Origin of the sequence: Sphingomonas sp. ABOLE (assembly GCF_003950455.1) — a bacterium.
In the GTDB taxonomy this organism is placed as follows: domain Bacteria; phylum Pseudomonadota; class Alphaproteobacteria; order Sphingomonadales; family Sphingomonadaceae; genus Sphingomonas; species Sphingomonas trueperi.
The window spans coordinates 19,056-43,396 of the sequence record NZ_QQWY01000015.1; the positions used below are offsets into that span (position 1 = coordinate 19,056).

General features: G+C 67.5%; 20 protein-coding genes. 12 read left to right on the forward strand and 8 right to left on the reverse strand.

The window, feature by feature from the left end; all coding sequences use genetic code 11:
• The first annotated feature begins 10 nt into the window (after positions 1-10).
• Positions 11-535 (forward strand): DUF1003 domain-containing protein, encoded by a 525-nt coding sequence (locus CA234_RS11025; RefSeq protein WP_125974763.1) that lies wholly within the window; start codon positions 11-13, stop codon positions 533-535.
• A 191-nt stretch (positions 536-726) separates the two neighbouring features.
• Here the strand turns inward: CA234_RS11025 and CA234_RS11030 are convergent, their stop codons facing one another.
• The 4 genes from CA234_RS11030 to CA234_RS11045 are packed head-to-tail and all read right to left on the reverse strand — an operon-like array spanning position 727 to position 4,236.
• Positions 727-1,833 carry an inositol-3-phosphate synthase gene (locus tag CA234_RS11030; protein WP_126001706.1) on the reverse strand — a complete coding sequence of 369 codons (1,107 nt, stop codon included), beginning with the start codon at positions 1,831-1,833 and terminating at the stop codon, positions 727-729.
• Entirely contained in the window at positions 1,833-2,834 is a 1,002-nt protein-coding gene (locus tag CA234_RS11035) for a glycosyl hydrolase (RefSeq protein WP_126001707.1), read from the reverse strand. Before CA234_RS11035 ends, CA234_RS11030 begins: the two co-directional genes overlap by 1 nt.
• A complete protein-coding gene (locus CA234_RS11040) occupies positions 2,831-3,640 on the reverse strand; it encodes a TIGR04290 family methyltransferase (protein ID WP_125974769.1) in 810 nt (269 codons plus the stop codon). Before CA234_RS11040 ends, CA234_RS11035 begins: the two co-directional genes overlap by 4 nt.
• Positions 3,637-4,236 carry a histidine phosphatase family protein gene (locus CA234_RS11045; protein WP_125974771.1) on the reverse strand — a complete coding sequence of 200 codons (600 nt, stop codon included), beginning with the start codon at positions 4,234-4,236 and terminating at the stop codon, positions 3,637-3,639. Before CA234_RS11045 ends, CA234_RS11040 begins: the two co-directional genes overlap by 4 nt.
• Positions 4,237-4,480: 244 nt before the next feature.
• Here CA234_RS11045 and CA234_RS11050 point away from each other — a divergent pair, with 244 nt between their 5' ends.
• From CA234_RS11050 to CA234_RS11090, 8 genes are all read left to right on the forward strand, one after another.
• Positions 4,481-5,596, forward strand: a complete 1,116-nt coding sequence (locus CA234_RS11050; RefSeq protein ID WP_125974773.1) for an NAD-dependent epimerase/dehydratase family protein — start codon at positions 4,481-4,483, stop codon at positions 5,594-5,596.
• On the forward strand, positions 5,593-6,678 hold the full coding sequence (locus CA234_RS11055) for an NAD-dependent epimerase/dehydratase family protein (RefSeq protein WP_126001708.1): 1,086 nt from the start codon (positions 5,593-5,595) through the stop codon (positions 6,676-6,678). The genes CA234_RS11050 and CA234_RS11055 overlap by 4 nt, the downstream gene beginning before the upstream one ends.
• A gap of 2 nt (positions 6,679-6,680) precedes the next feature.
• On the forward strand, positions 6,681-7,796 hold the full coding sequence (locus CA234_RS11060) for a glycosyltransferase family 4 protein (protein WP_126001743.1): 1,116 nt from the start codon (positions 6,681-6,683) through the stop codon (positions 7,794-7,796).
• A complete protein-coding gene (locus CA234_RS11065) occupies positions 7,793-8,905 on the forward strand; it encodes a glycosyltransferase (RefSeq protein WP_126001709.1) in 1,113 nt (370 codons plus the stop codon). Before CA234_RS11060 ends, CA234_RS11065 begins: the two co-directional genes overlap by 4 nt.
• A complete protein-coding gene (locus CA234_RS11070) occupies positions 8,902-9,990 on the forward strand; it encodes a glycosyltransferase (protein WP_126001710.1) in 1,089 nt (362 codons plus the stop codon). Before CA234_RS11065 ends, CA234_RS11070 begins: the two co-directional genes overlap by 4 nt.
• Complete coding sequence (locus CA234_RS25335; protein WP_346962890.1) at positions 9,987-12,086, forward strand: NAD-dependent epimerase/dehydratase family protein; 2,100 nt, start codon at positions 9,987-9,989, stop codon at positions 12,084-12,086. The genes CA234_RS11070 and CA234_RS25335 overlap by 4 nt, the downstream gene beginning before the upstream one ends.
• A 166-nt stretch (positions 12,087-12,252) precedes the next feature.
• Positions 12,253-12,921 carry a sensor histidine kinase gene (locus CA234_RS11085; RefSeq protein ID WP_126001711.1) on the forward strand — a complete coding sequence of 223 codons (669 nt, stop codon included), beginning with the start codon at positions 12,253-12,255 and terminating at the stop codon, positions 12,919-12,921.
• Between the two features lie 58 nt (positions 12,922-12,979).
• A complete protein-coding gene (locus tag CA234_RS11090) occupies positions 12,980-13,717 on the forward strand; it encodes a Crp/Fnr family transcriptional regulator (protein ID WP_125974785.1) in 738 nt (245 codons plus the stop codon).
• 1 nt (position 13,718) lies between these two features.
• Here CA234_RS11090 and CA234_RS11095 read toward each other — a convergent pair whose 3' ends face one another.
• Complete coding sequence (locus CA234_RS11095) at positions 13,719-13,907, reverse strand: hypothetical protein (RefSeq protein ID WP_125974787.1); 189 nt, start codon at positions 13,905-13,907, stop codon at positions 13,719-13,721.
• Positions 13,908-14,045: 138 nt separating this feature from the next.
• Here CA234_RS11095 and CA234_RS11100 point away from each other — a divergent pair, with 138 nt between their 5' ends.
• The 3 genes from CA234_RS11100 (at position 14,046) to CA234_RS11110 (ending at position 18,322) form a co-directional block, all read left to right on the forward strand.
• The gene (locus CA234_RS11100) at positions 14,046-15,134 is read left to right on the forward strand and encodes a PLP-dependent cysteine synthase family protein (protein WP_126001712.1); all 1,089 of its coding nucleotides are present in this window, start codon (positions 14,046-14,048) and stop codon (positions 15,132-15,134) included.
• A 78-nt stretch (positions 15,135-15,212) separates the two neighbouring features.
• Positions 15,213-17,276, forward strand: a complete 2,064-nt coding sequence (locus tag CA234_RS11105) for a phospholipase C, phosphocholine-specific (RefSeq protein WP_125974791.1) — start codon at positions 15,213-15,215, stop codon at positions 17,274-17,276.
• Between the two features lie 59 nt (positions 17,277-17,335).
• Complete coding sequence (locus CA234_RS11110; protein ID WP_126001745.1) at positions 17,336-18,322, forward strand: substrate-binding domain-containing protein; 987 nt, start codon at positions 17,336-17,338, stop codon at positions 18,320-18,322.
• On the opposite strand, the gene CA234_RS11115 is transcribed toward CA234_RS11110, so the two are convergent.
• The 3 genes from CA234_RS11115 to CA234_RS11125 are packed head-to-tail and all read right to left on the reverse strand — an operon-like array spanning position 18,319 to position 24,099.
• Positions 18,319-20,136 (reverse strand): response regulator, encoded by a 1,818-nt coding sequence (locus CA234_RS11115; protein WP_126001713.1) that lies wholly within the window; start codon positions 20,134-20,136, stop codon positions 18,319-18,321. The genes CA234_RS11110 and CA234_RS11115 overlap by 4 nt on opposite strands.
• Positions 20,129-21,001, reverse strand: a complete 873-nt coding sequence (locus CA234_RS11120) for a CheR family methyltransferase (protein WP_126001714.1) — start codon at positions 20,999-21,001, stop codon at positions 20,129-20,131. The genes CA234_RS11115 and CA234_RS11120 overlap by 8 nt, the downstream gene beginning before the upstream one ends.
• Positions 20,986-24,099 carry a response regulator gene (locus CA234_RS11125; RefSeq protein ID WP_126001715.1) on the reverse strand — a complete coding sequence of 1,038 codons (3,114 nt, stop codon included), beginning with the start codon at positions 24,097-24,099 and terminating at the stop codon, positions 20,986-20,988. The genes CA234_RS11120 and CA234_RS11125 overlap by 16 nt, the downstream gene beginning before the upstream one ends.
• Positions 24,100-24,341: the final 242 nt, after the last annotated feature.

Below are 24,341 nucleotides of genomic sequence, written 5' to 3' on the forward strand. Positions count from 1 at the left end.
TTGGGGGTCGATGATCGAACCACGCCAGGGCATGGGCGCCACGCTCCGCCAGAACATCGAAGACCTCACGGCGCGGCAGCGCGAGGATGCCGAGCGCGCACCGCTCAGTGACAAGGTCGCGGATCGGATCACCCGCTTCACGGGATCGATGACGTTCGTGGTGCTGCATCTTATCCTCTTCGGGGTCTGGATTTCGGTGAATCTGGGGGTGCTGCCCGTACTGCCGCGCTTCGATCCCACCTTCGTCGCGCTGGCGATGGTCGCGTCGGTGGAGGCGATCTTCCTCTCGACCTTCGTGCTGATCAGCCAGAACCGCATGGCGGCAGTCGCCGATCGCCGGGCGGACCTGGACCTGCACGTCAACCTGCTCGCCGAGCATGAGCTGACCAAGCTTGCGGGCCTGGTGGCGCGGATCGCGGAGAAGCTCGACATTTCGGCGGGCGATCCGGCTTTTGTGGAAGTCCATGCCGATGTGCAGCCGGTCCAGGTGCTCGACGCGCTCGACGAGAGCCGGAAGGAAAAGGGGATCGAGTGAGCCCCTAAAGTCCTCCCCGGCACGGGGAGGGGGACCATCCGCGCAGCGGATGGTGGAGGGGCCGCGCCGCAGGCGCGGTTCGGCTGAACCCACCGGGCAACCCGCCGCTAGCGCGGCGGCCCCTCCACCACGCTGCTGCGCAGCGCGGTCCCCCTCCCCATTCCGGGGAGGAATTTGCAAGGCTTCCACCCTCACTCCCCCGCGATGAACGCTTCCACCGCCGCATACGCATCATCGTCCGGCATCTGCTCGGGCGGGTGCTTGCAGAACCATGCCGCCGCCGGAAGGATCGCCCCGCCCAGCCCGCGGTCCTGCGCCAGCTTGGCGCAGCGGATCATGTCGATCGCCACGCCGGCGCTGTTCGGGCTGTCCTCCACCGACAGGCGGAGTTCGAGGTTCATCGGTACGCCGCCGAACATCTGGCCTTCCATTCGCAGGAAGCAGATCTTGTTGTCGTTCTGCCACGCGACATAGTCGCTCGGGCCGACATGGATGTTCTCGTCTTCCAGCCGCACCTCGGCGACCGACTGCACCGCCTCGGTCTTCGATTCCTTCTTGGACGCCAGCCGCGAACGGTTGAGCATGTTGAGGAAGTCGGTGTTGCCGCCGGTGTTGAGCTGGTAGGTCCGCTCCAGCTTGACGCCGCGCTTGCGGAACAGGTCGGTCAGCACGCGGTGGACGATGGTCGCGCCGAGCTGCGCCTTGATGTCGTCGCCGATGATCGGGACCCCCGCCGCCTCGAACCGCGCCGCCCATTCGGGGTTGCTGGCGATGAAGACGGGGATGTTGTTGACGAACGCCACCCCGGCTTCGAGCGCGCATTCGGCGTAGAATTCGGTCGCCGCCTGCGAGCCTACCGGGAGATAGTTCATAAGAACGTGCGTGTTCGTCTCGCGCAGCGCCTGGATGATCTCGCCCTTGCTCGGTTCCGCACCGTCGCCCAGCAGGAAGGTACGGTCCGGCGCATAATTCGCCATGTGATCGGCGACGCCGTCCAGCACCCTGCCCATCCGCACCTTGGCGCCGGTGTGCCGAACCTCGTCGCAGAACACCACGGTGCAGTTGGGCTTGGCGAAGATCGCCTCGGCGACGTCCTGCCCCACCTTGCGGCTGTCCACGTCCCAGGCAGCGACCACCCGGATGTCGCTGGGGGCATAACCGCCCAGCTCGGCATGCATCAGCCCGACCATGTCGTTGGCGCCGGCGCGGTAATGCTCGATGCCTTGCACCAGCGAGCTGGCACAGTTGCCCACGCCCACAAGCGCGACATTGATGGCATGGCGATCTGGGGACAGCATCAGGCGGACCTCCTCTCGGCGGCGAGACGCTCGTCGCGGTTGAACAGCAAGGGGTTGAGCTCGGGCTGGCTGGTCGCCAGCGCCAGGGGGGTGACCGGCGCCGACACGGTGGCGGTGCCGGCATAGCGATCGATCATCCAGGCGCAGAAATCGGCGAACGCCTGCGGATCGCGTGCCGGGCTGGTGTGGTGCGGCGCGATGCCGAGATGCTCGGGGGTGAAGCAGAAGGTGACGGTGACGTCGAAGTCCGCCAGCGCCTCCATCTGCCGATCGAACCAGTCGACCGCATTCTCGCGGAAGCTGTCCGCCCAGCTGAGCCCGGTGCGGATGCGGCGGGTACCCAGCCGCTTCATCCACGCCACCGCCTCGTCAAGCCGGTGATCGTGGAAGTGGAACCACTGCATCAGCCCGATGTCGGCGGCATGCTCGGCATAGACGTCGAGCGCAGGCTTGGGCGTGCCGTCCTCGCGGATCAGGCCGAGATAGAAGTGACGGTAATAGGAGGAACCTTCCGCCTCGCGGTGGCGGGTCTCGGCGCCCCAGCTGGTCGGCAGGTCAAACAGCGAGTACCAGAAGACCCGTTCCGCCTTCCCGCGCAGAAGCTCCGCCGTGCGGCGCAGGCCGAATGCCTGCACTTCCTCGGCGCCGAACGAGCTGACGCCGACCTCGGTCACCCAGACGGGCTTGTCGGTGACCGCCTGGATCTCGGCGATCTTGTCGGGCCAGGCGGAGAGCGGCCACAGGTTCCAGTCGAGCGGGAAGCCGTGGACGGCGACCACATCAACCGCCTTGAGCGCGCCATGCGCCTCCATCCGCCGCAGCCAGTGCGGGTCGATCGGCGACATGCCGCCGAGCACGCGCGGCAGCGTGGGGTTCACCGCGCGGATCGCGTTGCCCGCCGCGATCACATGCTGCGCGAACATCGACCAGTCGGGGTCGATCGCCGGGTCCCAATGCGACTTGTTGTTGGGCTCGTTCCAGAGCATCGCCGCTTCGATCATGCGGCACCTCCCTTCGCCGGATAGACTGCAGCGGGGCCGTATTCCGCATAGGGCACGTCGGCGACGCGGCACCAATAGACTTCGGATTCCGGGTTCGCCTCGATCGTGAAGCCCGCCGCGCGCAGCATCGCCTGGCTGGCCGCGGCGTTCGGCGCCCACCAGTTGGTCCAATCATGCGCGAACTGGCGCTCGATGAAGTGCAGCTTGGGGTAACCGGGATCATTGAAATAGCCCGGTGGATCGAAGGTGCCGGGCATGTGGAAGGGATGATCCTCCGGCACTTGCGCAACGCTGTCCGATCCCTGCTGCATCGTCTGGAACAGCATGAACTCGCCCGCGACGTGCTCGCGGATCAGGTCCAACGCCAGCAGCGGGTGGCGCAGATGGTAGAGCACGCCCATGAAGATGACGATATCGAATCGCCGGCCGAGCGCGGCCACGTCGTAGACCGAGCGGTTCTCGAAGCGGACGTCGTCATAGCCCAGCGCCTCGGCCGCGAACCGTGCCTGCGCCAGATAGCGTTCGTCGCTGTCGATGCCGAGTACCTCACCCGCGCCGCGTCGCTTCATCTCGAAGGCATAGAAGCCCGCATTGCAGCCGATATCGAGTACCGAGCGCCCTTCGAGATCTTCCGGCAGCGCATCGGCGAAGCGGGCGAACTTGAAGGCGGGATAGTCGCCGAGGAAATGGTCCGGCGCGGTCTCGACGCCCTGGATGCGGATGTTCTGGAACCATGGCCCCAGTGCATCGATCCGCGCGCGCAGATCGTCCACCGGCGTGCACCGCGCGGCTGCAAGGTTCTTCATTCCTGTCCCCCGTTGAGCTTGAGCAGACGCGCCCCCCAATTGCCGATCAGCAGCGTGCTGACCGAGCCGGGGTCCACGTCGAAGGCGAGCAGGCGATCGAGGCCCAGCCCGAGATAATGGGCGATCACCCCCCGAATGATGTCGCAGTGGCTGACGCAGAGCAGCGTCCCGTTCCAGCCGCGGTCTACCAGCGCGTCGAGATGACCGACGGCGCGTTCGGTCGCTTCCGCCATCTTCTCCCCGTTGGGCGGGCGGACGGCAGAGCGCTGGCGGTTCCATTCGCGCCATTCGGCATCGCGCTCCAGTTCGTCGAAGCTGCGGCCGGTCCAGGCACCGAAATCCACCTCGTCGAGCGCCTCCACCACCTGTGCCCGCACGCCGATCCGGCCGCCGATGATCTCGGCGGTGGCTCGCGTGCGCTCGCGGGGGCTGCAATGAATGGCGGCGATCGGACTCTCGCGCGCGAAATGCGTGGCCAGCCACTGCGCCTGCGCATGTCCGGCCGCAGACAGCGGCGAGCGCGCGCTGCGGCCGCTCAACACCTGACCAACATCGTCATGTGCGCCGTGCCGGATCAAATGTACCTTTGCAGTCATCAGCAGGTTTGCAGCCTATCAGCATCAACTTAGATGCTAGCGTAACAACTGCCTCATCGTAATGGTTCCAATTAACCTAAATCATCTTCGTATATTCAACATGTTAAATATAGTTGTTACGTCACGATCATCGGGAACAAAGATGAAGAAGAAGCTGTTTGTTGCATCGGCGGATGGTTTCTCTAGCAAGTCATCATTCTGTCACGACTTACCTAGATTAGTTTAAAGGCAGGAAAGCATCGACATGGCGGAAAAGGTGCTCGTAACGGGCGGCGCGGGATTCATCGGGTGTCAGGTTTCGGCCGAACTGCTGCGCAGAGGGCACCAGGTCCGCGTGCTGGATTCGATGCTGGAGCAGGTCCATGGCGACCGCGAACGCCCGGAGGCACTGGACTCTGAAGTCGAGCTGATCCGCGCCGACGTGCGCGATGGCGATGCTGTTGCCCGCGCGCTGCAGGGTGTCGACAGCGTGATCCACCTCGCCGCCGAAGTCGGCGTCGGCCAGTCGATGTACGAAGTCGAGCGCTACACCTCCACCAACGATGTCGGCACCGCGGTGCTGTTCGAGCGGCTGATCGACACCCCCGTCCGCCGCGTGGTCACTGCGTCGTCGATGAGCATCTATGGCGAAGGCCTATATCGCGATGCCGACGGCACCCTCGTCGAGAATGCCGAGCGCGGCATCGTCCGCGACGGCCAGCAGCAGTGGAATCCGCTCGACGGACAGGGCCGCCCGCTCGAGCCGGTCGCCACGCCCGAATGGAAGCGGCCCAGCCTCGCCTCGATCTACGCGCTCAACAAATATGTCCAGGAGCGCACCACCCACATCATGGGGGCGCCCTATGGCATCGAGACGGCGTGTCTGCGCCTGTTCAACGTCTATGGCCCCGGCCAGGCGCTGTCCAACCCCTATACCGGCGTGCTGGCGATCTTCGCCTCGCGACTGCTCAACGGCCAGCGCCCGATGATCTTCGAGGATGGCGAGCAGCGCCGCGACTTCGTCCATGTCAGCGACGTCGCCCGCGCCTTCGCCGACGCGCTCACCCTGCCCCAGGCCGCCGGCCAGACCTTCAACATCGGCTCCGGGAACGATCGCTCGGTGACCCAGGTCGCCGAGGCGCTCGCCCGCGCGATGGGGCGCAACGACGCCGCGCCGGAGATCGTCGGCAAGACGCGCGTCGGCGATATCCGCCACTGTTTCTGCGACACCAGCCTGGCGCGCGAGAAGCTCGGCTTCGAGGCGCGGCAGGATTTCGAGGCCGGGCTCGCCGAACTCGCCGACTGGGTGCAGCAGCAGACCGCCGAGGACCGGGTGGGCCAGGCGCGCGCCGAGCTCGAAAAGCGGGGCCTGGTCGCATGAACGGCGGCGACGCACGGCCGATCCTGATCACCGGCGGCGCCGGGTTCATCGGATCGAACCTCGCCGACCGGCTGGCGCGCCAGGGCGAGGCGGTGCTGATCTACGACGCACTGCGCCGCCCCGGTGTCGAGCGAAACCTTGCCTGGCTGCAGGCGCGCCACGGCGACCGTATCAGTGCCGAAATCGCCGACATCCGCGAGACGACCAAGCTCGTCGAGGCGGTACGCTCGGCGCGCGCGGTGTTCCATTTCGCCGCGCAGGTCGCGGTGACGACCAGCCTCACCGATCCAACCGCCGATTTCGAGGTCAACATCGCCTCCACCTTCGCGCTGCTCGAAGCGGCCCGCACGGCCGACACTCCGCCACCGGTGATCTTCGCCTCGACCAACAAGGTCTATGGCGACCTCGCGGATCTCGACTTCGAGCTTGGGGACAACGGCTACCAGCCCGTCGACCGCCAAGTGCACGAGAGCGGCATCGGCGAGGCGCGGCCGCTCGATTTCCACACGCCCTATGGCTGTTCCAAGGGTGCGGCCGACCAATATGTGCTCGACTATGCCCGGAGCTACGGTCTGCCGACCGCGGTGCTGCGGATGAGCTGCATCTATGGCCAGCGCCAGATGGGCACCGAGGACCAGGGCTGGGTCGCGCATTTCCTGATCCGCGCCCTCGAAGGCGCACCGATCACGCTCTATGGCGACGGCCACCAGGTGCGCGACATCCTCGACGTGTCGGACGCGGTGGACGCCTATGTCGCCGCATGGCGACAGATCGACCGGGTCTCGGGCCAGGCCTTCAACCTCGGCGGCGGGCCCGCCAATGCGGTGAGCCTGCGGACGCTGCTGGCGCATGTCGAGACGATCACCGGCCGCCCGCTCGACCTGCATTTCGACGATTGGCGCGCGGGCGACCAGCGCTATTTCGTCGCGGATACCAGCAAGGCGCGAGCCGCCCTTGGGCTGGGCGCGCCCACCGGATGGCAGGACGGCGTGACCACCCTCGCCCGCTGGCTCGGCGAAGAGCGCGGCCTGACGATCGGCCGCCCGGCCCAGCGCGAGCGCATGGCGGCGGCTGCACTGTGACCATGGCCGCGCCGCTGCGACTGCTGCTGACCACCGACACCGTCGGCGGCGTGTGGCAGTACAGCATCGACCTTGCCGGGGCGCTGGCCGAGCGCGACGTCGAGACGGTGCTGGTGCAGCTCGGGCCGGCGCCCAGCGCCGCGCAACGCGCAGAGGCGCAGGCAATCCCCGGAATGACCTTCATCGAAAGCGGGCTGCCGCTCGATTGGCTGTGCGAGGGTCCTGCTCCCGTGCTTGCGGCAGGCGCGGAAATCGGCCGACTGGCGCAGCTGCACGGCGTCGATCTCGTACAGCTCAACATGCCCACGCTGGCAGCTTCGGCAGATCCGGGCATGCCGATGCTGGCGGTGACGCATGGCTGTGTCTCCACCTGGTGGCAGCATGGCCGCCCCGGCGTGCCGCTCGACCCAAGCTTCACATGGCACCGGGCGCTGACCGAGCAGGGACTGCGCGCGGCCGATCGGGTGGTCGCTCCTTCCGCCGGCTATGCCGAGGTCGTGCGCGACTATTACGGCCTGCCGGCACTGCCGACCGTGGTGCACAATGGCCGCGCGCCGCTGGTCACGCCCAAGCACGAACCCGCCCAGGACTGCGTGCTGACCGTCGGCCGGCTGTGGGATTCGGTGAAGGGCGCCGAACTGCTCGACGCCGTGGCGGGGCAGCTCTCCGTCCCCTTCCATGCCGCGGGCGCCGCGACCGGCCCGCACGGCGAGACGGTGCAGCTGGAAAACCTGCATCTGCTCGGCCAGTTGGACAGAGCGGCGCTCGCCAAGCGGCTCGCCGCGCGCCCGATCTTCGTCTCCGCCGCCTGTTTCGAGCCCTTCGGGCTTGCCGTGCTGGAAGCAGCGGCCGCCGGATGCGCGCTGGTGCTGGGCGACATCCCGGTATTCCGCGAACTCTGGGACGGCGCCGCCACCTTCGTCCCGCCGCGCGACCCCGCCGCCTACCACGCAGCCATCGAGCAGTTGATCGGCGATCTCGCGCTGCGCCGCCATCTGGGCGACGCCGCCGCCGAGCGCGCCCGCCGCTACACGCCTGCCCGCATGGCCGACGCCATGCTCCCCCTCTACCGCCAGCTCGTTTCCGAGCGCGCGCCCGCCGGAAAGGTCGCGGCATGAAGATCGTCTATTTCACCCATTCGCTCACCTCGTGCTGGAACCATGGCAACGCGCACTTCCTGCGCGGCGTACTCAGCGAGCTGATCGCCCGCGGCCATGACGTGAAGGTCTGGGAGCCCGAACACGCCTGGAGCCTCACGAACCTGCTCGCCGATCATGGTCGGGAAGGTCTGGCGCCGTATCACTGCGCCTATCCGGAGCTGCATTCCCACAGCTACACGCCGATGTGCACGCCTGCCGAGATGATCGGCGACGCCGATCTGGTGATTGTCCACGAGTGGAATGATCCCAAGCTGGTTTCCCGGATCGGCCATGCCCGCGCGATGGGCGGCAATTTCACCCTGCTCTTTCACGACACCCATCACCGCGCGGTCAGCGAGCCCGCGGCGATGCAGGCCTATGACCTCAACGACTATGACGGCGTGCTCGCCTTCGGGGAGACGCTGGCCGAAGTCTATCGCGGCTGGGGCTGGGGCAACCGCGTCTGGGTCTGGCACGAGGCCGCCGACCTGCGCCGCTTCCAGCCGCCCGCGCAGGAAGGCGCGCGCGAGGGCCTGGTCTGGATCGGCAACTGGGGCGATGGCGAGCGGACCGAGGAACTGGAGCGGTTCCTCTTCCAGCCCGCCGCCGAGGCTGACCTGCCGCTCGACATCTACGGCGTCCGCTATCCGGACGAGGCCAAGGCCATGCTCGCCCGCCACGGCGCACGCTATCATGGCTGGGCCGCCAATGCCCGTGCACCGGAAATCTTCGCCCGGCATCTCGCCACCGTGCATGTGCCCCGGCGCTATTATGCGACGATCCTGCCCGGCATCCCGACGATCCGCGTGTTCGAGGCGCTGGCCTGCGGCATCCCGCTCGTCTCCGCTCCCTGGGACGATGCGGAAGGCCTGTTCCGGCCGGGAACCGACTATCTGGTCGCGCGAGACGGCGCCGAGATGACCCGCCTCCTCAAGGCGCTGCGCGACGACGCCGATCTCCGCGCCGCGCTGGTCGCCCACGGGCTCAAGACGATCCGGACCCGCCATAGCTGCGCGCACCGGGTGGACGAACTGCTCGCCATCGTCGCCAGCCTGGCCCGCCCTCAACTTGCCAAGGACGCCGCATGAAGATCGCATTCTACGGATCCAGCCTGCTCTCTTCGTACTGGAACGGCGCCGCGACCTATTATCGCGGCATCCTCAAGGCGCTGGCCGCGCGCGGCTACGCCATCACCTTCTACGAGCCCGACGCCTTCGAGCGCCAGCAGCACCGCGATATCGATCCGCCGTCCTGGGCCAAGGTGGTGGTCTATCCCGCCACCGAGGAAGGCCTGCGCAGCGTGCTGGCCGAGGCGCGCCATGCCGACGTGGTGGTGAAGGCCAGCGGCGTCGGCGTGTTCGACCGCGAGCTGATCGAGGCACTGCGCACCGCGCCCCGCCCGGATGCGCTCCGCATCTTCTGGGACGTCGATGCCGCCGCGACGCTCGACGAGATGCGCGGCGACCCCGCCCATCCGGTCCGCGCCATGTTGCCGGAGATCGACCTGGTGCTCACCTATGGCGGCGGTCCGCCGGTGATCGACGCCTATACCGAGATGGGTGCCCGGGAGTGCATCCCGGTCTACAATGCGCTCGACCCCGAGACGCACCACCCCGCCCCCGCCGATCCGCGCTTCAGCGCCGATCTCGCGCTGCTCGCCAACCGGCTGCCCGATCGCGAGGCGCGGATCGAGGAATTCTTCCTCCGTGCGGCCTCGCTGGCACCCGATCGCCGCTTCCTGCTCGGCGGTAATGGCTGGCACGACAAGGGCGTGCCGGCGAACGTCCGCGCGATCGGCCATGTCGGCACCGCGGACCACAACGCCTTCAACTGCACGCCGCAGGCGGTGCTCAACGTCGCGCGGGATTCGATGGCGGCGATCGGCTTCTCCCCCGCCACCCGCGTGTTCGAGGCCGCCGGCGCCGGCGCCTGCCTGATTACCGACGCCTGGGAAGGCATCGAACTGTTCCTCAAGCCCGACGCCGAAGTGCTCGTCGCCCGCGACGGGCAGGACGTGGCCGAGCACCTCGCCACCCTCACCCCCGAGCGCGCCCGCGCGATCGGCGAAGCGGCCAAGGCCCGCGTGCTCGCCGAACACAGCTACGACCTCCGCGGCGCGCAGGTCGACGCAATCCTCAAGTCGCACCAGCCCCGCGAAAGGAAAGCCGCATGAAGCTGATCGTCCTCGGCCTCAGCCTCGGCTCCTCCTGGGGCAATGGCCACGCGACCACCTTCCGCGCCCTGCTGCGTGCGTTCACCGCACGGGGACACGACGTGCTGTTCCTGGAGCGCGAGGTGCCGTGGTACGCCGGCGCACACCGCGACCTCGTCGATCCGGACTTCTGCCGGCTGGAATATTACCGTACGCTCGCCGATCTAGACATCTGGCGGGAGGCGATCGCCAACGCCGACGCGGTGATCGTCGGCTCCTATGTGCCGGATGGGGTGGAAGTCGGCCAGTTCGTACAAGGTACAGCGAAGGGCGTCACCGCCTTTTACGACATCGACACGCCGGTCACCCTCGCCAAGCTGGCGCGCGGCGAGTTCGAGTATCTCACCCCTGCGCTGGTCCCCGGCTATGACGTGTATCTCAGCTTCACCGGCGGCCCGACGCTCGACCGGATCGAGCGCGAGTTCGGCAGCCCCGCCGCCCGCGCGCTATACTGCTCGGTGGATACCGACGCCTATCGCCCGCTCGACGTGCCGAAGCGCTGGGATCTCACCTATCTCGGCACCTACAGCCCCGATCGCCAGCCGACGCTGGAGAAACTGCTGCTCGAGCCAGCCCGTCGCTGCCCGGAGAGGCGCTTCGCCGTCGCGGGCCCGCAATATCCCGACAGCATCGACTGGCCGGCCAATGTCGAGCGGATCGAGCATCTGCCCCCGGCGGAGCATCCGGGCTTCTATTCCGCCTCGCGGATGACCCTGAACGTCACCCGCGCGGACATGATCGCGGCCGGCTGGTCGCCCTCGGTGCGGCTGTTCGAGGCGGCGGCCTGCGGCACCCCGATCCTGTCGGACCGCTGGGAAGGCATCGAAAGCCTGTTCGTCCCCGGCGACGAGATCCTGCTCGCCGACACGACCGAAGACGCGATCGCAGCGTTCCACCGCGATGCGGAGGCGATCGGCACCGCCGCGCGGCGCCGCCTGTTCGAAGGCCATGACGCCGCACACCGCGCCGCCGAACTCGAAGCCCATCTCAACGAAGCCAGCGCGCGACCCCACGGCACGCGCCGGGAGAGGAATGCCCCGATGACGAACGATACAGAGAAGTCGCTGATCCTGGTCGCCGGGGGTGCCGGCTTCATCGGCTCGCACCTCTGCGCCGAATTGCTCGACCGCGGCGAGCAGGTGGTGTGCCTCGACAATCTCCAGACCTCGAACCTGTCCAACCTGCGCGGGCTGGAGGGGCGGCGGGGCTTCGAGTTCGTCCGCGGCGACGTTGTCGACGAACTGCCGGCAACCATCCTGGAACGCGCGCATCGCTTCAAGCAGATCTACAACCTCGCCTGCGCCGCCTCGCCGCCGCAGTATCAGGTGGATCCCGAGCATACGATGCTTACCAATGTGGTTGGTACCGATCGCCTGCTGCGGCTCGCATCGGAGGCGGGCGCCCGGTTTCTGCTCACTTCCACCTCCGAGGTCTATGGCGATCCCGAGATGCACCCCCAGCGCGAAGACTATCGCGGCTGGGTAAGCTGCACCGGCCCGCGCGCCTGCTACGACGAAGGCAAGCGCGCCGCCGAGGCGCTGACCTATGATTTCTGCCGCAGCGGACGCGCGGAAGTCCGCGTTGCGCGGATCTTCAACACCTATGGCCCGCACATGCACTTCGACGATGGTCGAGTGGTGTCGAACCTGATCGTACAGGCACTCTCCGGCAAGCCGCTGACGCTCTACGGCGACGGCAGCCAGACGCGCAGCTTCTGCTATGTCTCGGACCTGGTGCGGGGCCTACGCCTGCTAATGAATAGTGATATCACCGGTATGGAGCCAATAAACCTCGGGAATCCTCATGAAATTACGGTAGAGGCGTTAGCCGAGGCGGTCGCGGTGTTCACGGGCAGCAATGTTGCTATTGCGTATCATCCGCTCCCGACGGACGATCCACGCCGGCGCAAGCCCGACATTGCACGTGCGCGTGCGCTGCTCGGATGGGAGCCGCGAGTCCCGCTTGCCGAGGGGCTGGAGCGCACCTGTACCTGGTTTGCGCAGGCGATGAACGTCCCCCTTCCGCAAACGACGTCCCTCGAAGTCGCGGCCGAATAAAAAGCAACGGGTTCCATGTTAAGCGTGCATCCACCCTGCCCTTAAGGCCGTAGTTCCTTTCGCCAGCTAGCGGCGTACGCATGTGATGCCGCATTCCGCCCTGCCGCGCGCCCTCGGGACGCGGCACCGGCGCGAACCATCCCGTCGGCGAGAGGAACGGTCCCGGGTGACGCAGCCCAATACACGCCCTGCAGTTGCCCATGGGGGCGTTCAGTCCGGTCTCAGCGACGACGCACCGGCAATCGCCCTTTCTCCGGCCTGCACGCCGGAAGCGGTTCTGACCAAGCTGCGCGCGCTGGTGAACGGCCAACATGCTGAGCTTCCCTCTACCGAGACTTTCGCCGAGGATGCGCGCGCGCACCAGGCCGGTCGCAACGATGCCGTGCGGCACGCCGCGGCGATCGGCGCCACGAGCGATGGCGCCGACCTGGAACTGCTGGTGCGCGACGCGCTGCGGGCGTTCCAGTTCGGCGGCGCGCCGGGCATTTCCATCACGGGGCCCGGCGTGCTGCTTCGCCCGGCGGCTGCGCGACTGCTGACGCTCGTCTTCCACGAACTCACCACCAACGCGATCAAGTTCGGCGCACTAGGTGGCGCCGGCGCGCGTCAATCCCTCCAGATAGCCTGGAAGCACACTACGCTGGGCGTCGAGGTCGCGTGGAGGGAGCGTGGCGTTGCCATCCTGGCCCCGGCAGATCACCCACGCTCTGGTTTCGGAAGAAAACTGATCGAGACCATCTTCGCTTCCTATTCCGGAATCCATTCCAGTTTCCGCTTACTTCCTGGCGGAGCGGAATGCAGCTTCACGATTCCGGCACAAGCATTGATGTACTGATCCTTGTTAGGCTGTTTATTCTGAACTTCGCACGCACCCAGCGCGTTGCCTTCGGATCATGCTGACAACTCCACCCCACGCGGCGGACGCATTTGCATCCAGCCGGTTAGGCTCGCTTGCGTCGCTCAGCGATGCCGAGCGTCGTGTGCTCCGGCAGGCGGCGGAGTTTCCCCAGCGGATCCGCGCCACCCGCGACCTGATCCTGGCGGGGCAGCGAACGCCGGGGCCGCTGCTCGTCCTCGACGGCTGGCTGGGTCGCGTGCAGTTGTTCAGCGACGGCCGCCGCCAGATCCTCAGCTTCCTCCTGCCAGGCGACGTGATCCAGGACGCCGGAACCTTCCAGCCGGTAGCCCCCAGCACGATCACGGCGCTCTGCGATGCGGTGCTGTGCTCCGCCCCTGCGCCCGAAGACGAAGGCCCGCGCGAAGCCTATGCGGCGAGCGCCGCACTCGACGAGATCTATCTTCTACGCCAGATCGCCCGGCTCGGCCGGATGAGCGCCTATGAACGCATCCAGGACTGGCTGTCCGAAATGCACGAGCGCCTGCTCCTGGCCGGCGCTGCGGGGCCCGAGAGCTTCCCGATGCCGCTCACCCAGGAGATGCTGGCCGATGCGCTGGGCCTCACCAGCGTCCATGTGAACCGCACGCTCCAGGCGATGCGGCGCGACGGCATCCTCGAATGGCGGGGGGGCACGGTGCGTCTCCGCCAGAGTGCTGCAACGAACGGGGCGCGGGCACGCCCGATGCCGGAAGCGGCGATTTCGGCCTTCCGCAAGGCGCTGCTCGCGGGTTAGATCAGGACCCGCGGGACGACGTTGCTGCAGCGACGGGCATGCGCGCGGCCATGGCGCGCACCCGCCGCTCATATTCGTCGGCCAGCCGGAAATGCGCGAGCGCGGCGGCATTGTCCTCGCAGGTGGAGGCGATGGCCAGCTCGGCACGGGCGCGGCGCTGGAAATAACTGCGATCATCGGGACTTGGCATGGGCGGCACTCCGTTGCTCGGCCGCCGACGCTACACCCGTTCGCCACCCCGCCGCGTTCGCGCAGATCACGACAACGCAGGACAAGCGGCGCTTCCGGAGTCGACGCACCCGCAATCGGGGGGCTAAAGGCGGGCGCCATGACCGACGCTGCCCTGCCCCGCCCCACCCGCTGCGACCGCGCCTGGGTGGATGACGCCGTCCGCACCATCGATGCCGAGTTCAACCGCTCGGCCGACACCCATCTGGTCCGCGTCGAGCTGCCGGGCGCACCGGGCATCACCTTGTACCTCAAGGACGAATCGAGTCACCCGACCGGCAGCCTCAAGCACCGGCTGGGCCGCTCGCTGTTCCTTTACGCACTGTGCAACGGCTGGATCGGGCCGCAGACGACCATCGTCGAGGCATCGAGCGGGTCGACCGCGGTTTCCGAAGCTTATTTCGCCAGGATGATCCGGCTGCCCTTCGTCGCGGTGCTGCCGCGCGGTACGTCGCCCGAGAAGATCGAGGCGATCGAGTTCCATGGCGGCCGTTGCCACGAGGTCGCCGATCCGCGCTCGGTCCGCACGGAGGCGCAGCGGCTCGCCACCGAACTGGGCGGCCATTTCATGGACCAGTTCACCTATGCCGAGCGCGCAACCGACTGGCGCGGCAACAACAATATCGCCCAGTCGATCTTCGAGCAGATGGCGCAGGAAGCCCATCCCATCCCTACCCATATCGTCTGCGGCGCGGGGACCGGCGGCACTTCGGCGACGATCGGCCGCTACCTGCGCTATCGCCGCCTGTTGACACGACTGTGCGTCGCCGATCCCGAGGCCTCGGTGTTCCACCGCCATTATGTCGATCGCAACGTCACCACCATCGACGGCGCGCCCTCCTGCGTCGAAGGCATCGGCCGGCTCCAGCTCGAACCCTCCTTCCTGCCCGACGTGATCGACCGGATGATCGCCGTCCCCGACGCCGCGAGCCTGGCGGCAGCGCTGCGGATCAGTCGCGTGCTCGGCCGCCCGTGCGGCGTCTCGACCGGCACCAATATCTGGGCCTGCGCGACGCTGATCCGCGAGATGCGTGCCGCCGGCCAGACCGGCTCGATCGTCACCCTGCTGTGCGACGATGGCCGCCGCTATGGCTCGACCTGCTTCGACGCGGGCTGGCGGGCGGCGCATGGCTATGAGACCGACACGCACGATCGGGCGATGGACGATCTTTTCCTGCCGACTGTCTGAAAACCGTCATCAATTCGTCATCCCGCTACTGCACCCGCCTGCAGGTATTGTTTTGGTGACATGGGAGTTGGGGGCACGATGACGAACGGGGGCACGACGCGGCGGCGGTTCCTGGCAGCGGGCGCGCAGGCGGCGGTGGCATCGGCGCTGCCCGCATCGATCGCACGGGCGGCGGCGATCCCGGCGGACGTCCGCAGCGGCACCATCGCCGATGTCGCGCATGTCGTGATCCTGATGCAGGAGAACCGCAGCTTCGACCATTATTTCGGCACGATGAAGGGCGTCCGTGGCTTTGGTGATCCGCTGACGGTGCCGCTGCCGGGCGGCCGCAGCGTGTTCGCCCAGGAAGCCGCCGACGGCCGGCTGGTCGCGCCCTTCCATCTCTCCACCAAGGAGCATTTCGAGCTGATGCGGGTGGCGAGCACGCCGCACAGCTGGCCCGATGCGCAGGCCGCCTGGGATCAGGGCCGGATGCAGCGCTGGGCCGCCGCCAAGACCGATCGCGCGATGGGCTATTTCACCCGCGAGGACCTGGAGTTCCAGTTCGCCCTCGCCGAGAGCTTCACGATTTGCGACGCCTATCACTGCGCGGTCCATACCGGCACCAACACCAACCGCCTGTTCCTGTGGACCGGCACCAACGATCCCAGCGGGATGATGGGCGGCCCGTCGATCGGCAATTCGCACGACGAGCTCGCGACCAAGGGCGGCCACCCCGACTCCTATCGCTGGACCACCTATCCGGAGCGGCTCCAGGCGGCCGGGATCGACTGGCGCATCTACCAGGACATGGCGGACAATTTCACCGACAACCCCCTGGTCGGTTTCGCCGCCTATCGCGAGGCGCAGCCGGGCTCGCCGCTCTACGATCGCGCGCTGACCACCCACGGGCTCGACCAGCTCCGCGCCGACGTGCTGGCGAACAAGCTGCCCCAGGTCTCGTGGATCATCGCCGACGCCAAGGGCAGCGAGCACCCCGCCCCCTCCAGCCCGGCCCAGGGCGCGGCCTATACCGCCGCGGTGATCGACGCGCTGACCGCCAATCCGGAGGTGTGGGCACGCACCGTGCTGATCGTCAATTTCGACGAGAATGACGGCTTTTTCGACCATGTCCCGCCGCCCGGGCCGCCGTCGCGCGATCCGGCGGTGGTCGGCGGCTTCCTCGGCGCCTCGCAGGTCGACACGTCCAACGACTATCACCAGATCCCCAGCGTCGCCGACGAGAAATCCGAGCGGCCCGAGCTGATCGGACGGCCCTATGGCCTCGGCCCGCGCGTGCCCTGCTATGTCGTCTCGCCCTGGAGCCGCGGCGGCTGGGTGAACTCGCAAGTCTTTGACCACACCTCGGTAATCCGTTTCCTGGAGGCGCGGTTCGGGGTGCAGGAGCCCAATATCTCCGCGTGGAGACGGGCGGTCTGCGGCGACCTGACCAGCGCGTTCGACTTCCGCAGCCCCAACCGCAAGATCGGGCCGGTGCTGCCCGATCCACGCGACCTCGCCACCCGCGCCGCCGCGCTTCGCAGCCAGCCGGAGCCCAGCGCGCCGGTCGCCGCCGGCCAGGCACCCGCGCAGGAGCCGGGCATCCGCCGCGCGCGCGCCCTGCCCTATGCGCTGGAGGTGAGCGAAGCCGGGCTCGATTCGAGCAAGATCGTGCTGCGCTTCGAATGCACTGGCGTGCCGGCGGTGGTGCATGTCTATGATCGGCTCCAGCTAGATGCGGTGCCGCGCCGCTACACGCTCAAGCAGGGTGGCGCGATCGAAGCCGAATGGCCGCTCGACTCGGAAGGCCGCTACGATCTCTGGCTGCTCGGTCCGAACGGTTTTCATCGCCATTTCGCCGGCCAAGGGCCTGCCCATGCCGGTGCGGTGCGCTGGCAGCAGCGCCGCGGCACCGCCCCCTCGCTGCGGATCGAGGCGCCCGCTGGGATCATTTCGGAATGGCCCCGCCACCCCCAGCTCAAGCCGATCGTATCAGAAGAAACCAAGGTAGCGCTAACGGTTACCGGTGGCTGGTACGACCTTGTCCTCACCGATCCGGCTGTCCCCGGTTACCGTCGTCGGCTCGCCGGAAGGATCGAAAATGGCAGCGATGGTTGGTCCGAACCGCCCTATACCAATGTTAAGGTTTCCCAAATCGATTAGGACGCGATACTGTCAGCGCTGACAGAACAACGCGTTGGGGGGCGGGACAGTTGAAGTCAGTGGGCTTGGTCGAGCTGGCGAAAATCGCAGGCGTGTCGGTTTCGACTGCCTCAAGGGCGCTTTCCAATCATCCTAGAGTCGCGCGAGGTACCCGCGAGCGCATCGTTGCGCTCGCCCAAGAACACGGCTTTCGCCTCAACCAGACCGCCAGTGCGCTGCGCAAGCAGCGTACCGGCGCGATCGGCGTAGTGGTACCGCTGGGCCACGAAGTCGATCAGGCGCTGTCCGATCCGTTCTTCATGGGGCTGCTGGGCGGACTTGCGGATGCGCTGACCAAGCGCGGCTACGACCTGTTCCTGTCGCGCGTGGTGCCGCAGGGGCCGCGCTGGCTCGACGACATCATTGCCTCCGGCCGCGTCGACGGCATCATCCTGATCGGTCAGTCGGATCAGTTGGAGGCGATCGAGCGGGTGGCGGGCAGCTATCAGCGCATGGTGGTGTGGGGCGCCGCGCGACTGGGCTCGAACCAGATCACGGTCGGTACTGACAATGTCACCGGTGGGGAACTTGCCGCGCGCCACCTGATCACGCGCGGGTGCAAATGCCTCGCCTTTCTCGGCAATGCCGGAGCGCCCGAATTTTCCGATCGGTACAAGGGCTTCCACAGTGCCGTCGCCGAAGCCGCTGGGGTGACCGACACCGTGGTGCCGATCCATCTCACGATGGAAGACGCCTATCGCGAGATGGCCGCCTATCTCGCTGCCAATCCGGCGCCGGACGGCATCCTCGCCGCCTCCGACGTGATCGCTATGAGCGCGATGCGCGCACTGGCCGAGCGCGGCTTGCGCGTACCGGAGGACGTTGCGGTCATCGGCTATGACGACATCCTTCTCGCCGGCTACACCACGCCCGCGCTCACCACGATCCGCCAGGACGTCGTCTATGGCGCGAATCTTCTCGTGGAGCTGCTGCTGGCACGAATCGCCGGGCAGAATGTCGGCTCGGTGGCGATGCTGCCCGAACTGATCGTTCGTGATTCGGCCTAGGCTGAGTCGCGCACGGGCGTGCGCACCAGCAACTGGTGGAGCGCCGCGGCGATCGTGCGGGCATCGAACGGCTTCTCGATCACGGTGACCGAGTCTAGCCCGATCGGCAGGTGATCGCGGCCGTAGCCGCTGACGAACAGGAACGGGATGTCGCGCGCGACCAGCGCCGCCGCCACATCGTCGACCAGCGCGCCCTGGAGGTTGCCGTCGAGCAGCACGGCATCGACGGGCGTCTTGGTGATCGCCGCCATCGCATCGGCCGAAGTGGCGACGACACCCGCCACCACCATGCCGGCATCGCCCAGAATCGTCGCGAGTTCGAGCGCGACCAGCGGCTCGTCCTCGACGATCAGCACCCGCTTGCCGACCAGCGCCGCGCCGCCGCCTGCCGGCAACACCGGGATCGCCTTGCGCGCCGCGCGCGGCTCCTCGCGAAGCCGAACCGCGCTGGCATAGGGGATCGAGAGCTTCCAGGCGACGCCTCCCTCGCCATAGCTCGGCACGGCACTACCGCCCTCGGCTTTCAGGCTGCGCTCTATCAGCGCGGTGCCGAAGCCGCGCCGTGTGGGCGGTGTCGCGGCCGGTCCACCGCTTTCTTGCCAGTCAAGCTCGAGCATCCCGTTCCGGACGCCCCAGTGGAGCCCCACCCGTCCCTCGGGCACCGACAGCGCGCCATATTTGTGCGCGTTGGTAGCCAGTTCATGCAGAACGAGCGCCAGATGCAACGCGGGCTCGGGCGCCAGTTCAACCATCGGTCCACCGGTGTCGAACCGTTCCGGATCGATCGTGCCGGTCTGCAGCTGGCCTTCGATTAGCTCCTGCAGGCTCGCGCCCTGCCAGGTGCTGCTGCTGAGCAGCGAATGCGCGCGCGCCAGCGAATGGATCCGCCCGATGAAGGTCGGGGCGAAGTCCGAGGGGCCGGAGGAATGGCGCAGCGTCTGCGTGGCGATCGCCTGCACCGAGGCGAGCGTGTTCTTTACTCGGTGGTTGAGCTCGCCGATCAGCAGCCGCTGCGTCTCCTCGGCACGTACCCGATCGGTGACATCTAGAATCTGGGTGTTTACCGACAGCAAGGACCCATCCGGCCCCAACAGCGCCGACCCATAGACTTCGCAGTCGAGCATCACGCCTACAGCCGTCCGCATGCACAAGGGCCGCATGTCGCGGACATGCTCGCCGGCGATCATCCCGCGGATCATCGCATCGAACCGCGCGGCATGCTCGGCATCGAGCCATTCGAGCTCGGACGGGCGCAAGCCGGAGACTTCCACCACCCGCCAGCCGAACATCCGCTCGGCTCCCGCCGACCAGGCGATGATCCGCTGCTCGGCATCGAACTCGACGATGGCGAGCGGGGAATTGTCCCGGTGTGCCTTCAGCCGGGCGAGTGCGGCGGCATGGCGGTCCCGCTGGCGGGCGATCTCCTGTCGCTGCGCCGCCAGCTCCACGAAGATCTCGACCTTGTTGCGGACGATCTGCGGATCGACCGGCTTGAGCAGATAGTCCACCGCCCCGGTTTCGTAGCCGCGGAAACGGCGGCGCTCGTCGGTGGCGACCGCGGTGAGGAAGATGATCGGCACGCGGCGGGTGCGCTCGGTGCCGCGCATCAGTTCGGCGAGCTCGAACCCGTCCATCCCCGGCATCTGCACGTCGAGCAGCGCCAGCGCGACATCGTGCACCAGCAGCAGCTCCAGCGCTTCCATGCCCGAGGCGGCGGTGAGCAGTTCCAGACCGTCCTGCGCGAGCAATGCCTCCAGCGCGATCAGGTTTTCGGGCACGTCGTCGACGGCAAGGACCTTCACCGGATCACGCATCGGCGATCGTCCGCAGGCCGGCATTGGTGCGCCGGTAGAGGCGCTCGCCCGCATCGAAATCGGCGAAGGCGTCGGTATGGCGCGAGAAACGCAGCGTCTCGCGCGCGCCGAGCCCGAGGAATCCGCCGCGCACCAGCGAGTCCCCGAACAGCCCCAGCGCACGATCCTGCAGCTCGCGATCGAAATAGATCAGCACGTTGCGGCTCGACACGAGATGCACCTCGGCAAACACCTGGTCGGTGGCGAGGCTGTGTTCCGCGAAGACGGCGCGGGCACGGAGGCTCTTGTCGAACACCGCGCCACCATAGGCCGCCATATAGTAATCGGAAAGCGAACTATGGCCGCCGGAGTGCCGGTGATTCTCGGTAAATTGCGGAATCCGCCCCAGATCGAAAATGCCCGCCTCGGCCTTGGCCAGCGCCGCCGGGCTGATATCGGTACAATAGAAGATCGTCCGGTCCTCCAGGCCCTCCTCGCGGAAGAGGATGGCGAGCGAGTAGAATTCCTCGCCATTGGCGCAGCCCGCGATCCATACCTTGAGCGAGGGCCAAGTGCGCAGATGCGGCACCACCTTCTCGCGCAGCGCGCGGAAATAGCCGGGATCGCGAAACATCTCGCTCACCTGGATGGTGAGGAAGCCCATCAGCTCGGCGAACACCGCCGGCTCGCGCAGCAGCCGATGCTGGAGCTGCGAGACCCCCTCGCAGCCGAAGCGCTGGCACGCCCGCTCCATCCGCTTGTGCAGCGAGCTGCGCGAATAGCCGCGAAAGTCGTAGTGATACTGCCGCCAGATCGCCTCGAGCAGCAGGTCCAGCTCGATCTCCGCATGCGCCGGAACGAGGTCATCGATCACCGCGGCATCCACACCCGCACCAGGCTGAGCAGCTTGTCGATGTCGAGCGGCTTGGCGAGATAGTCGTTGGCGCCGGCGTCGAGGCATTCCTGCTGGTCGCGCGCCATCGCCTTGGCCGTGAGCATCAGGATCGGCAGCGTCTTGCCCCAGGGCTGCTTGCGGATCTCGCGCGTGGCGGTGAGGCCGTCCATCTCCGGCATCATCACGTCCATCAGCACGAGATCGACCCGATCGGTGAGATGGCGCGCGGATTCGTCCAGCGCATGCAGCGCCTCGCGGCCGTTGCGGGCGATGCGAACCTTGACTCCATGGGGCTCGAAAATGCTCGTGAGCGCATAAACGTTCCGGATGTCGTCCTCGACGACCAGGATCGAGCGGCCTTCGAGCGCCGCGTCGCGGCCCAGCGCCTTGGCGATCAGCGCCTGCTGCGGCTCGGGCAGCTCCGAGACGACCTGGTGGAGGAACAAGGTCACCTCGTCGAGCAGCCGCTCGGGCGACTTGGCGCCCTTGACGATGATCGACTTGGAATATTTGCGGAGCCGCAGCTCTTCGTCCTGGCTGAGGTCACGGCCGGTATAGACGATCACCGGCGGGAACCCCACACTGTCGTCCTCGCTCAGCCGGTCGAGCAGGTCGAGGCCCGAGGCGTCGGGCAGGTTGAGATCGAGCACCATGCAGTCGAACGTCTCCTGGCCAAGGCGTTCGAAGGTCTGGGCGGCCGAATGGGCCTGGACCGTCTCCACCTCGCGCGAGGCGAGCAGCGCCTTGACGCTTTCCGCCTGCTGCGCGTCGTCCTCCACCACCAGCACGCGGCGCATGCGCTGCGACATCCTGGCCTCGAGGCCCTCCAGCATGTCGACCAGCTGCTCGCGCTTCACCGGCTTGAACAGATAGCCGACCGCGCCGCTCGACAGCGCCGCCTGGCTGTCGTCGTCGACCGAGACGACGTGCACCGGGATATGCCGGGTGCGCACGTCGCGCTTGATCCGGTCGAGCACCGACAGGCCGGTATGGTCCGGCAGGTTCATGTCGAGGATCACCGCGTTGGGCACATATTGGCGGGCGAGCAGCGCGCCCTCGTCGGCGGTGCCGGCGATCAGGCACTGAAAACCGAGGTCGTGCGCGATGTCGCACAGGATGCGCGCGAACACGGGATCGTCCTCGACGATCAGGATCACGCGGGAATCGCCCGACAGTTTCTCGCGATCGTCCTCGCAGGGCTCGGCGCTGCGGCGGCGGCCCGGCTTGGGATTGGAGGGCTGTGGCTTGACCGGCGCCGGACTGGGGCTCGGCAGCGGGGCCGCTGCCTGGACCAGCGCGGGATCATAGGCCTCGGGCAGGATCAGCGCGAAGGCGCTGCCCTCGCCCGGCATGCTCTCCACCGCCACCTCGCCGCCGAGCAGCCGTGCCAGCTCGCGCGAGATCGACAGGCCGAGCCCGGTGCCGCCATATTTGCGGCTCACGGTGCCATCGGCCTGGCGGAACGCCTCGAAGATCACCTGCTGCTGCTCGGAGGGAATGCCGACACCGGTGTCGCGCACCGTGAACGCGATCCGCCCATCGGGCCGCCGCGAGACACCGAGCGACACCTCGCCCTTGTCCGTGAACTTGATCGCGTTGGACAGGAAGTTCTTGAGCACCTGCTCCAGCCGCTGCGGATCGGTCTCGATCTCGCCCGGCGCGCCCGCCGCCTGCTCGATGCGGAACTCCAGCCCCTTCGCGGTGGCGGAAGCCCCGAATACCGCCTTGAGCTTGTCGAGCACCGGCGCGATGCGGACGCGGCGGGGCTGCAGTTCCAGCTTGCCCGCCTCGATCTTCGAGATGTCGAGGATGTCGTTGATCAGCGTCAGCAGGTCGTTGCCCGAGGTCTCAATCGTCTCGGCGTGGCGGACCTGGTCCGCGCTGAGATTGCCCGCACGGTTCTCCGCCAGCAGCCGCGCCATGATAAGCAGCGAGTTGAGCGGGGTGCGCAGCTCATGGCTCATATTGGCGAGGAATTCGGACTTGTAGCGGCTGGCCTGCTCCAGGTCGGCAGCCTGCTGCTCCAGCGCGCCCTGGGCGCGGGCAAGTTCATCGCGCTGCAATTCCAGCGCGCGGGTCTGCGCCTCCAGCTCGGCATTGCTCTGCTCGAGTGCGGACTGCTGTGCCTCCAGCCGGGCGGCGGTGTCCTGCAGCTGACGGCTCTGGGTCTCCAGCTCGTCATTGTTGGTGCGCAGCTCCTCGCTCTGCACCTGCAGCTCCTCGGCCTGCTTCTGCGTCTCTTCGAGCAGCGCGCGCAGCCGGGCGCGGTACTTGCCCGAACGGATCGAGACGCCCAGCTGGCCGCCGATCCGCTCCAGCAGCGCCTGCACCTGCGGGTCGACCGCGCCGGGGAAGCCGAGTTCGAGCACGCCGTTGATCTCGCCGTCCGCCTCGGTGACACCGATTACCAGCGTGCGCGGCTGCGCCTGGCCGAGGCCCGATCCGTAATAGAGATAGCCCTCCGGTACCTGCTCCAGCACGAACTGGCGGCGATCGGCGATCGCCTGGCCCAGCAGCCCCTCGCCCGACTTCACCCATTCGGGCAGCGGTGCGTCGGCCGGCACGGCGTAGGTACCGCGGCGGCGGAAGCCCGCGCCGCTGGGGTCGCGCACGAAGATGGCGCCCGCCTGCGCACCGCTATAGTCGGCGAGGAAGCGCAGCGCGGCGGTGGCGAGCTCGTCGAGCGGCAGCTCGCCGGCGACGGCCTTGGCGAGGCCGACCTGCCCCGATTGCAGCCATTCCTCGCGCCGGATCGCCAGCCGGTTGCGCACGAAGGCGAAGCCGATGCCCGCCAGTATCCAGAGGATCGCCGAGCCCAGGATGCGGTTGACCAGCACCACCTGCGGATCGACGCCCGGCGGCGCCAGCGTGAACCCGGCGAAGTTGAGCAAGGTCGCCAGTGCCGCGACGATCAGCGGCACCACCGGTCGCCCGGCCGTGTAGGCGATCACCGTCGGCAGGATATAGCCCGCCCAGGTCGCCGTGCCGAGCGGCAGGACCGCGTCGGCGCCGAACGGCAGCACCAGCAGGGCGGCGAGGGCCGCATAGAGGGGACGCGAGGGCTTTCGGCTGCGCTGGCTGGGCGACATATGGAATCTCAAAGGGATAGATGGGCAAGCAGGTACCCGGCTTTGCCCCGCCCCTGCAACCCTGACGGCGGGACCATCCCGATCCCCCCTCCCAGAAAGCGCCGTCGCGTCAGACAGAAATGCACCGTCATCCCTGCGGAGGCGGGGATCCATTGGCGCTGGTGCCACAGTTCTTTCCCCGGACGCACAGGCGAATGGATTCCCGCCTTGGCGGGAATGACGATGGTTTCAGGTGCGCTGGC

What these genes read in the sequence shown, in the direction of transcription:
- CA234_RS11025 (WP_125974763.1), top strand. Translation starts at nt 11, where the DNA reads ATGATCGAACCACGCCAGGGCATGGGCGCCACGCTCCGCCAGAACATC.
- CA234_RS11030 (WP_126001706.1), bottom strand. Translation starts at nt 1,833, where the DNA reads ATGCTGTCCCCAGATCGCCATGCCATCAATGTCGCGCTTGTGGGCGTG.
- CA234_RS11035 (WP_126001707.1), bottom strand. Translation starts at nt 2,834, where the DNA reads ATGATCGAAGCGGCGATGCTCTGGAACGAGCCCAACAACAAGTCGCAT.
- CA234_RS11040 (WP_125974769.1), bottom strand. Translation starts at nt 3,640, where the DNA reads ATGAAGAACCTTGCAGCCGCGCGGTGCACGCCGGTGGACGATCTGCGC.
- CA234_RS11045 (WP_125974771.1), bottom strand. Translation starts at nt 4,236, where the DNA reads ATGACTGCAAAGGTACATTTGATCCGGCACGGCGCACATGACGATGTT.
- CA234_RS11050 (WP_125974773.1), top strand. Translation starts at nt 4,481, where the DNA reads ATGGCGGAAAAGGTGCTCGTAACGGGCGGCGCGGGATTCATCGGGTGT.
- CA234_RS11055 (WP_126001708.1), top strand. Translation starts at nt 5,593, where the DNA reads ATGAACGGCGGCGACGCACGGCCGATCCTGATCACCGGCGGCGCCGGG.
- CA234_RS11060 (WP_126001743.1), top strand. Translation starts at nt 6,681, where the DNA reads ATGGCCGCGCCGCTGCGACTGCTGCTGACCACCGACACCGTCGGCGGC.
- CA234_RS11065 (WP_126001709.1), top strand. Translation starts at nt 7,793, where the DNA reads ATGAAGATCGTCTATTTCACCCATTCGCTCACCTCGTGCTGGAACCAT.
- CA234_RS11070 (WP_126001710.1), top strand. Translation starts at nt 8,902, where the DNA reads ATGAAGATCGCATTCTACGGATCCAGCCTGCTCTCTTCGTACTGGAAC.
- CA234_RS25335 (WP_346962890.1), top strand. Translation starts at nt 9,987, where the DNA reads ATGAAGCTGATCGTCCTCGGCCTCAGCCTCGGCTCCTCCTGGGGCAAT.
- CA234_RS11090 (WP_125974785.1), top strand. Translation starts at nt 12,980, where the DNA reads ATGCTGACAACTCCACCCCACGCGGCGGACGCATTTGCATCCAGCCGG.
- CA234_RS11095 (WP_125974787.1), bottom strand. Translation starts at nt 13,907, where the DNA reads ATGCCAAGTCCCGATGATCGCAGTTATTTCCAGCGCCGCGCCCGTGCC.
- CA234_RS11100 (WP_126001712.1), top strand. Translation starts at nt 14,046, where the DNA reads ATGACCGACGCTGCCCTGCCCCGCCCCACCCGCTGCGACCGCGCCTGG.
- CA234_RS11105 (WP_125974791.1), top strand. Translation starts at nt 15,213, where the DNA reads ATGACGAACGGGGGCACGACGCGGCGGCGGTTCCTGGCAGCGGGCGCG.
- CA234_RS11115 (WP_126001713.1), bottom strand. Translation starts at nt 20,136, where the DNA reads ATGCGTGATCCGGTGAAGGTCCTTGCCGTCGACGACGTGCCCGAAAAC.
- CA234_RS11125 (WP_126001715.1), bottom strand. Translation starts at nt 24,099, where the DNA reads ATGTCGCCCAGCCAGCGCAGCCGAAAGCCCTCGCGTCCCCTCTATGCG.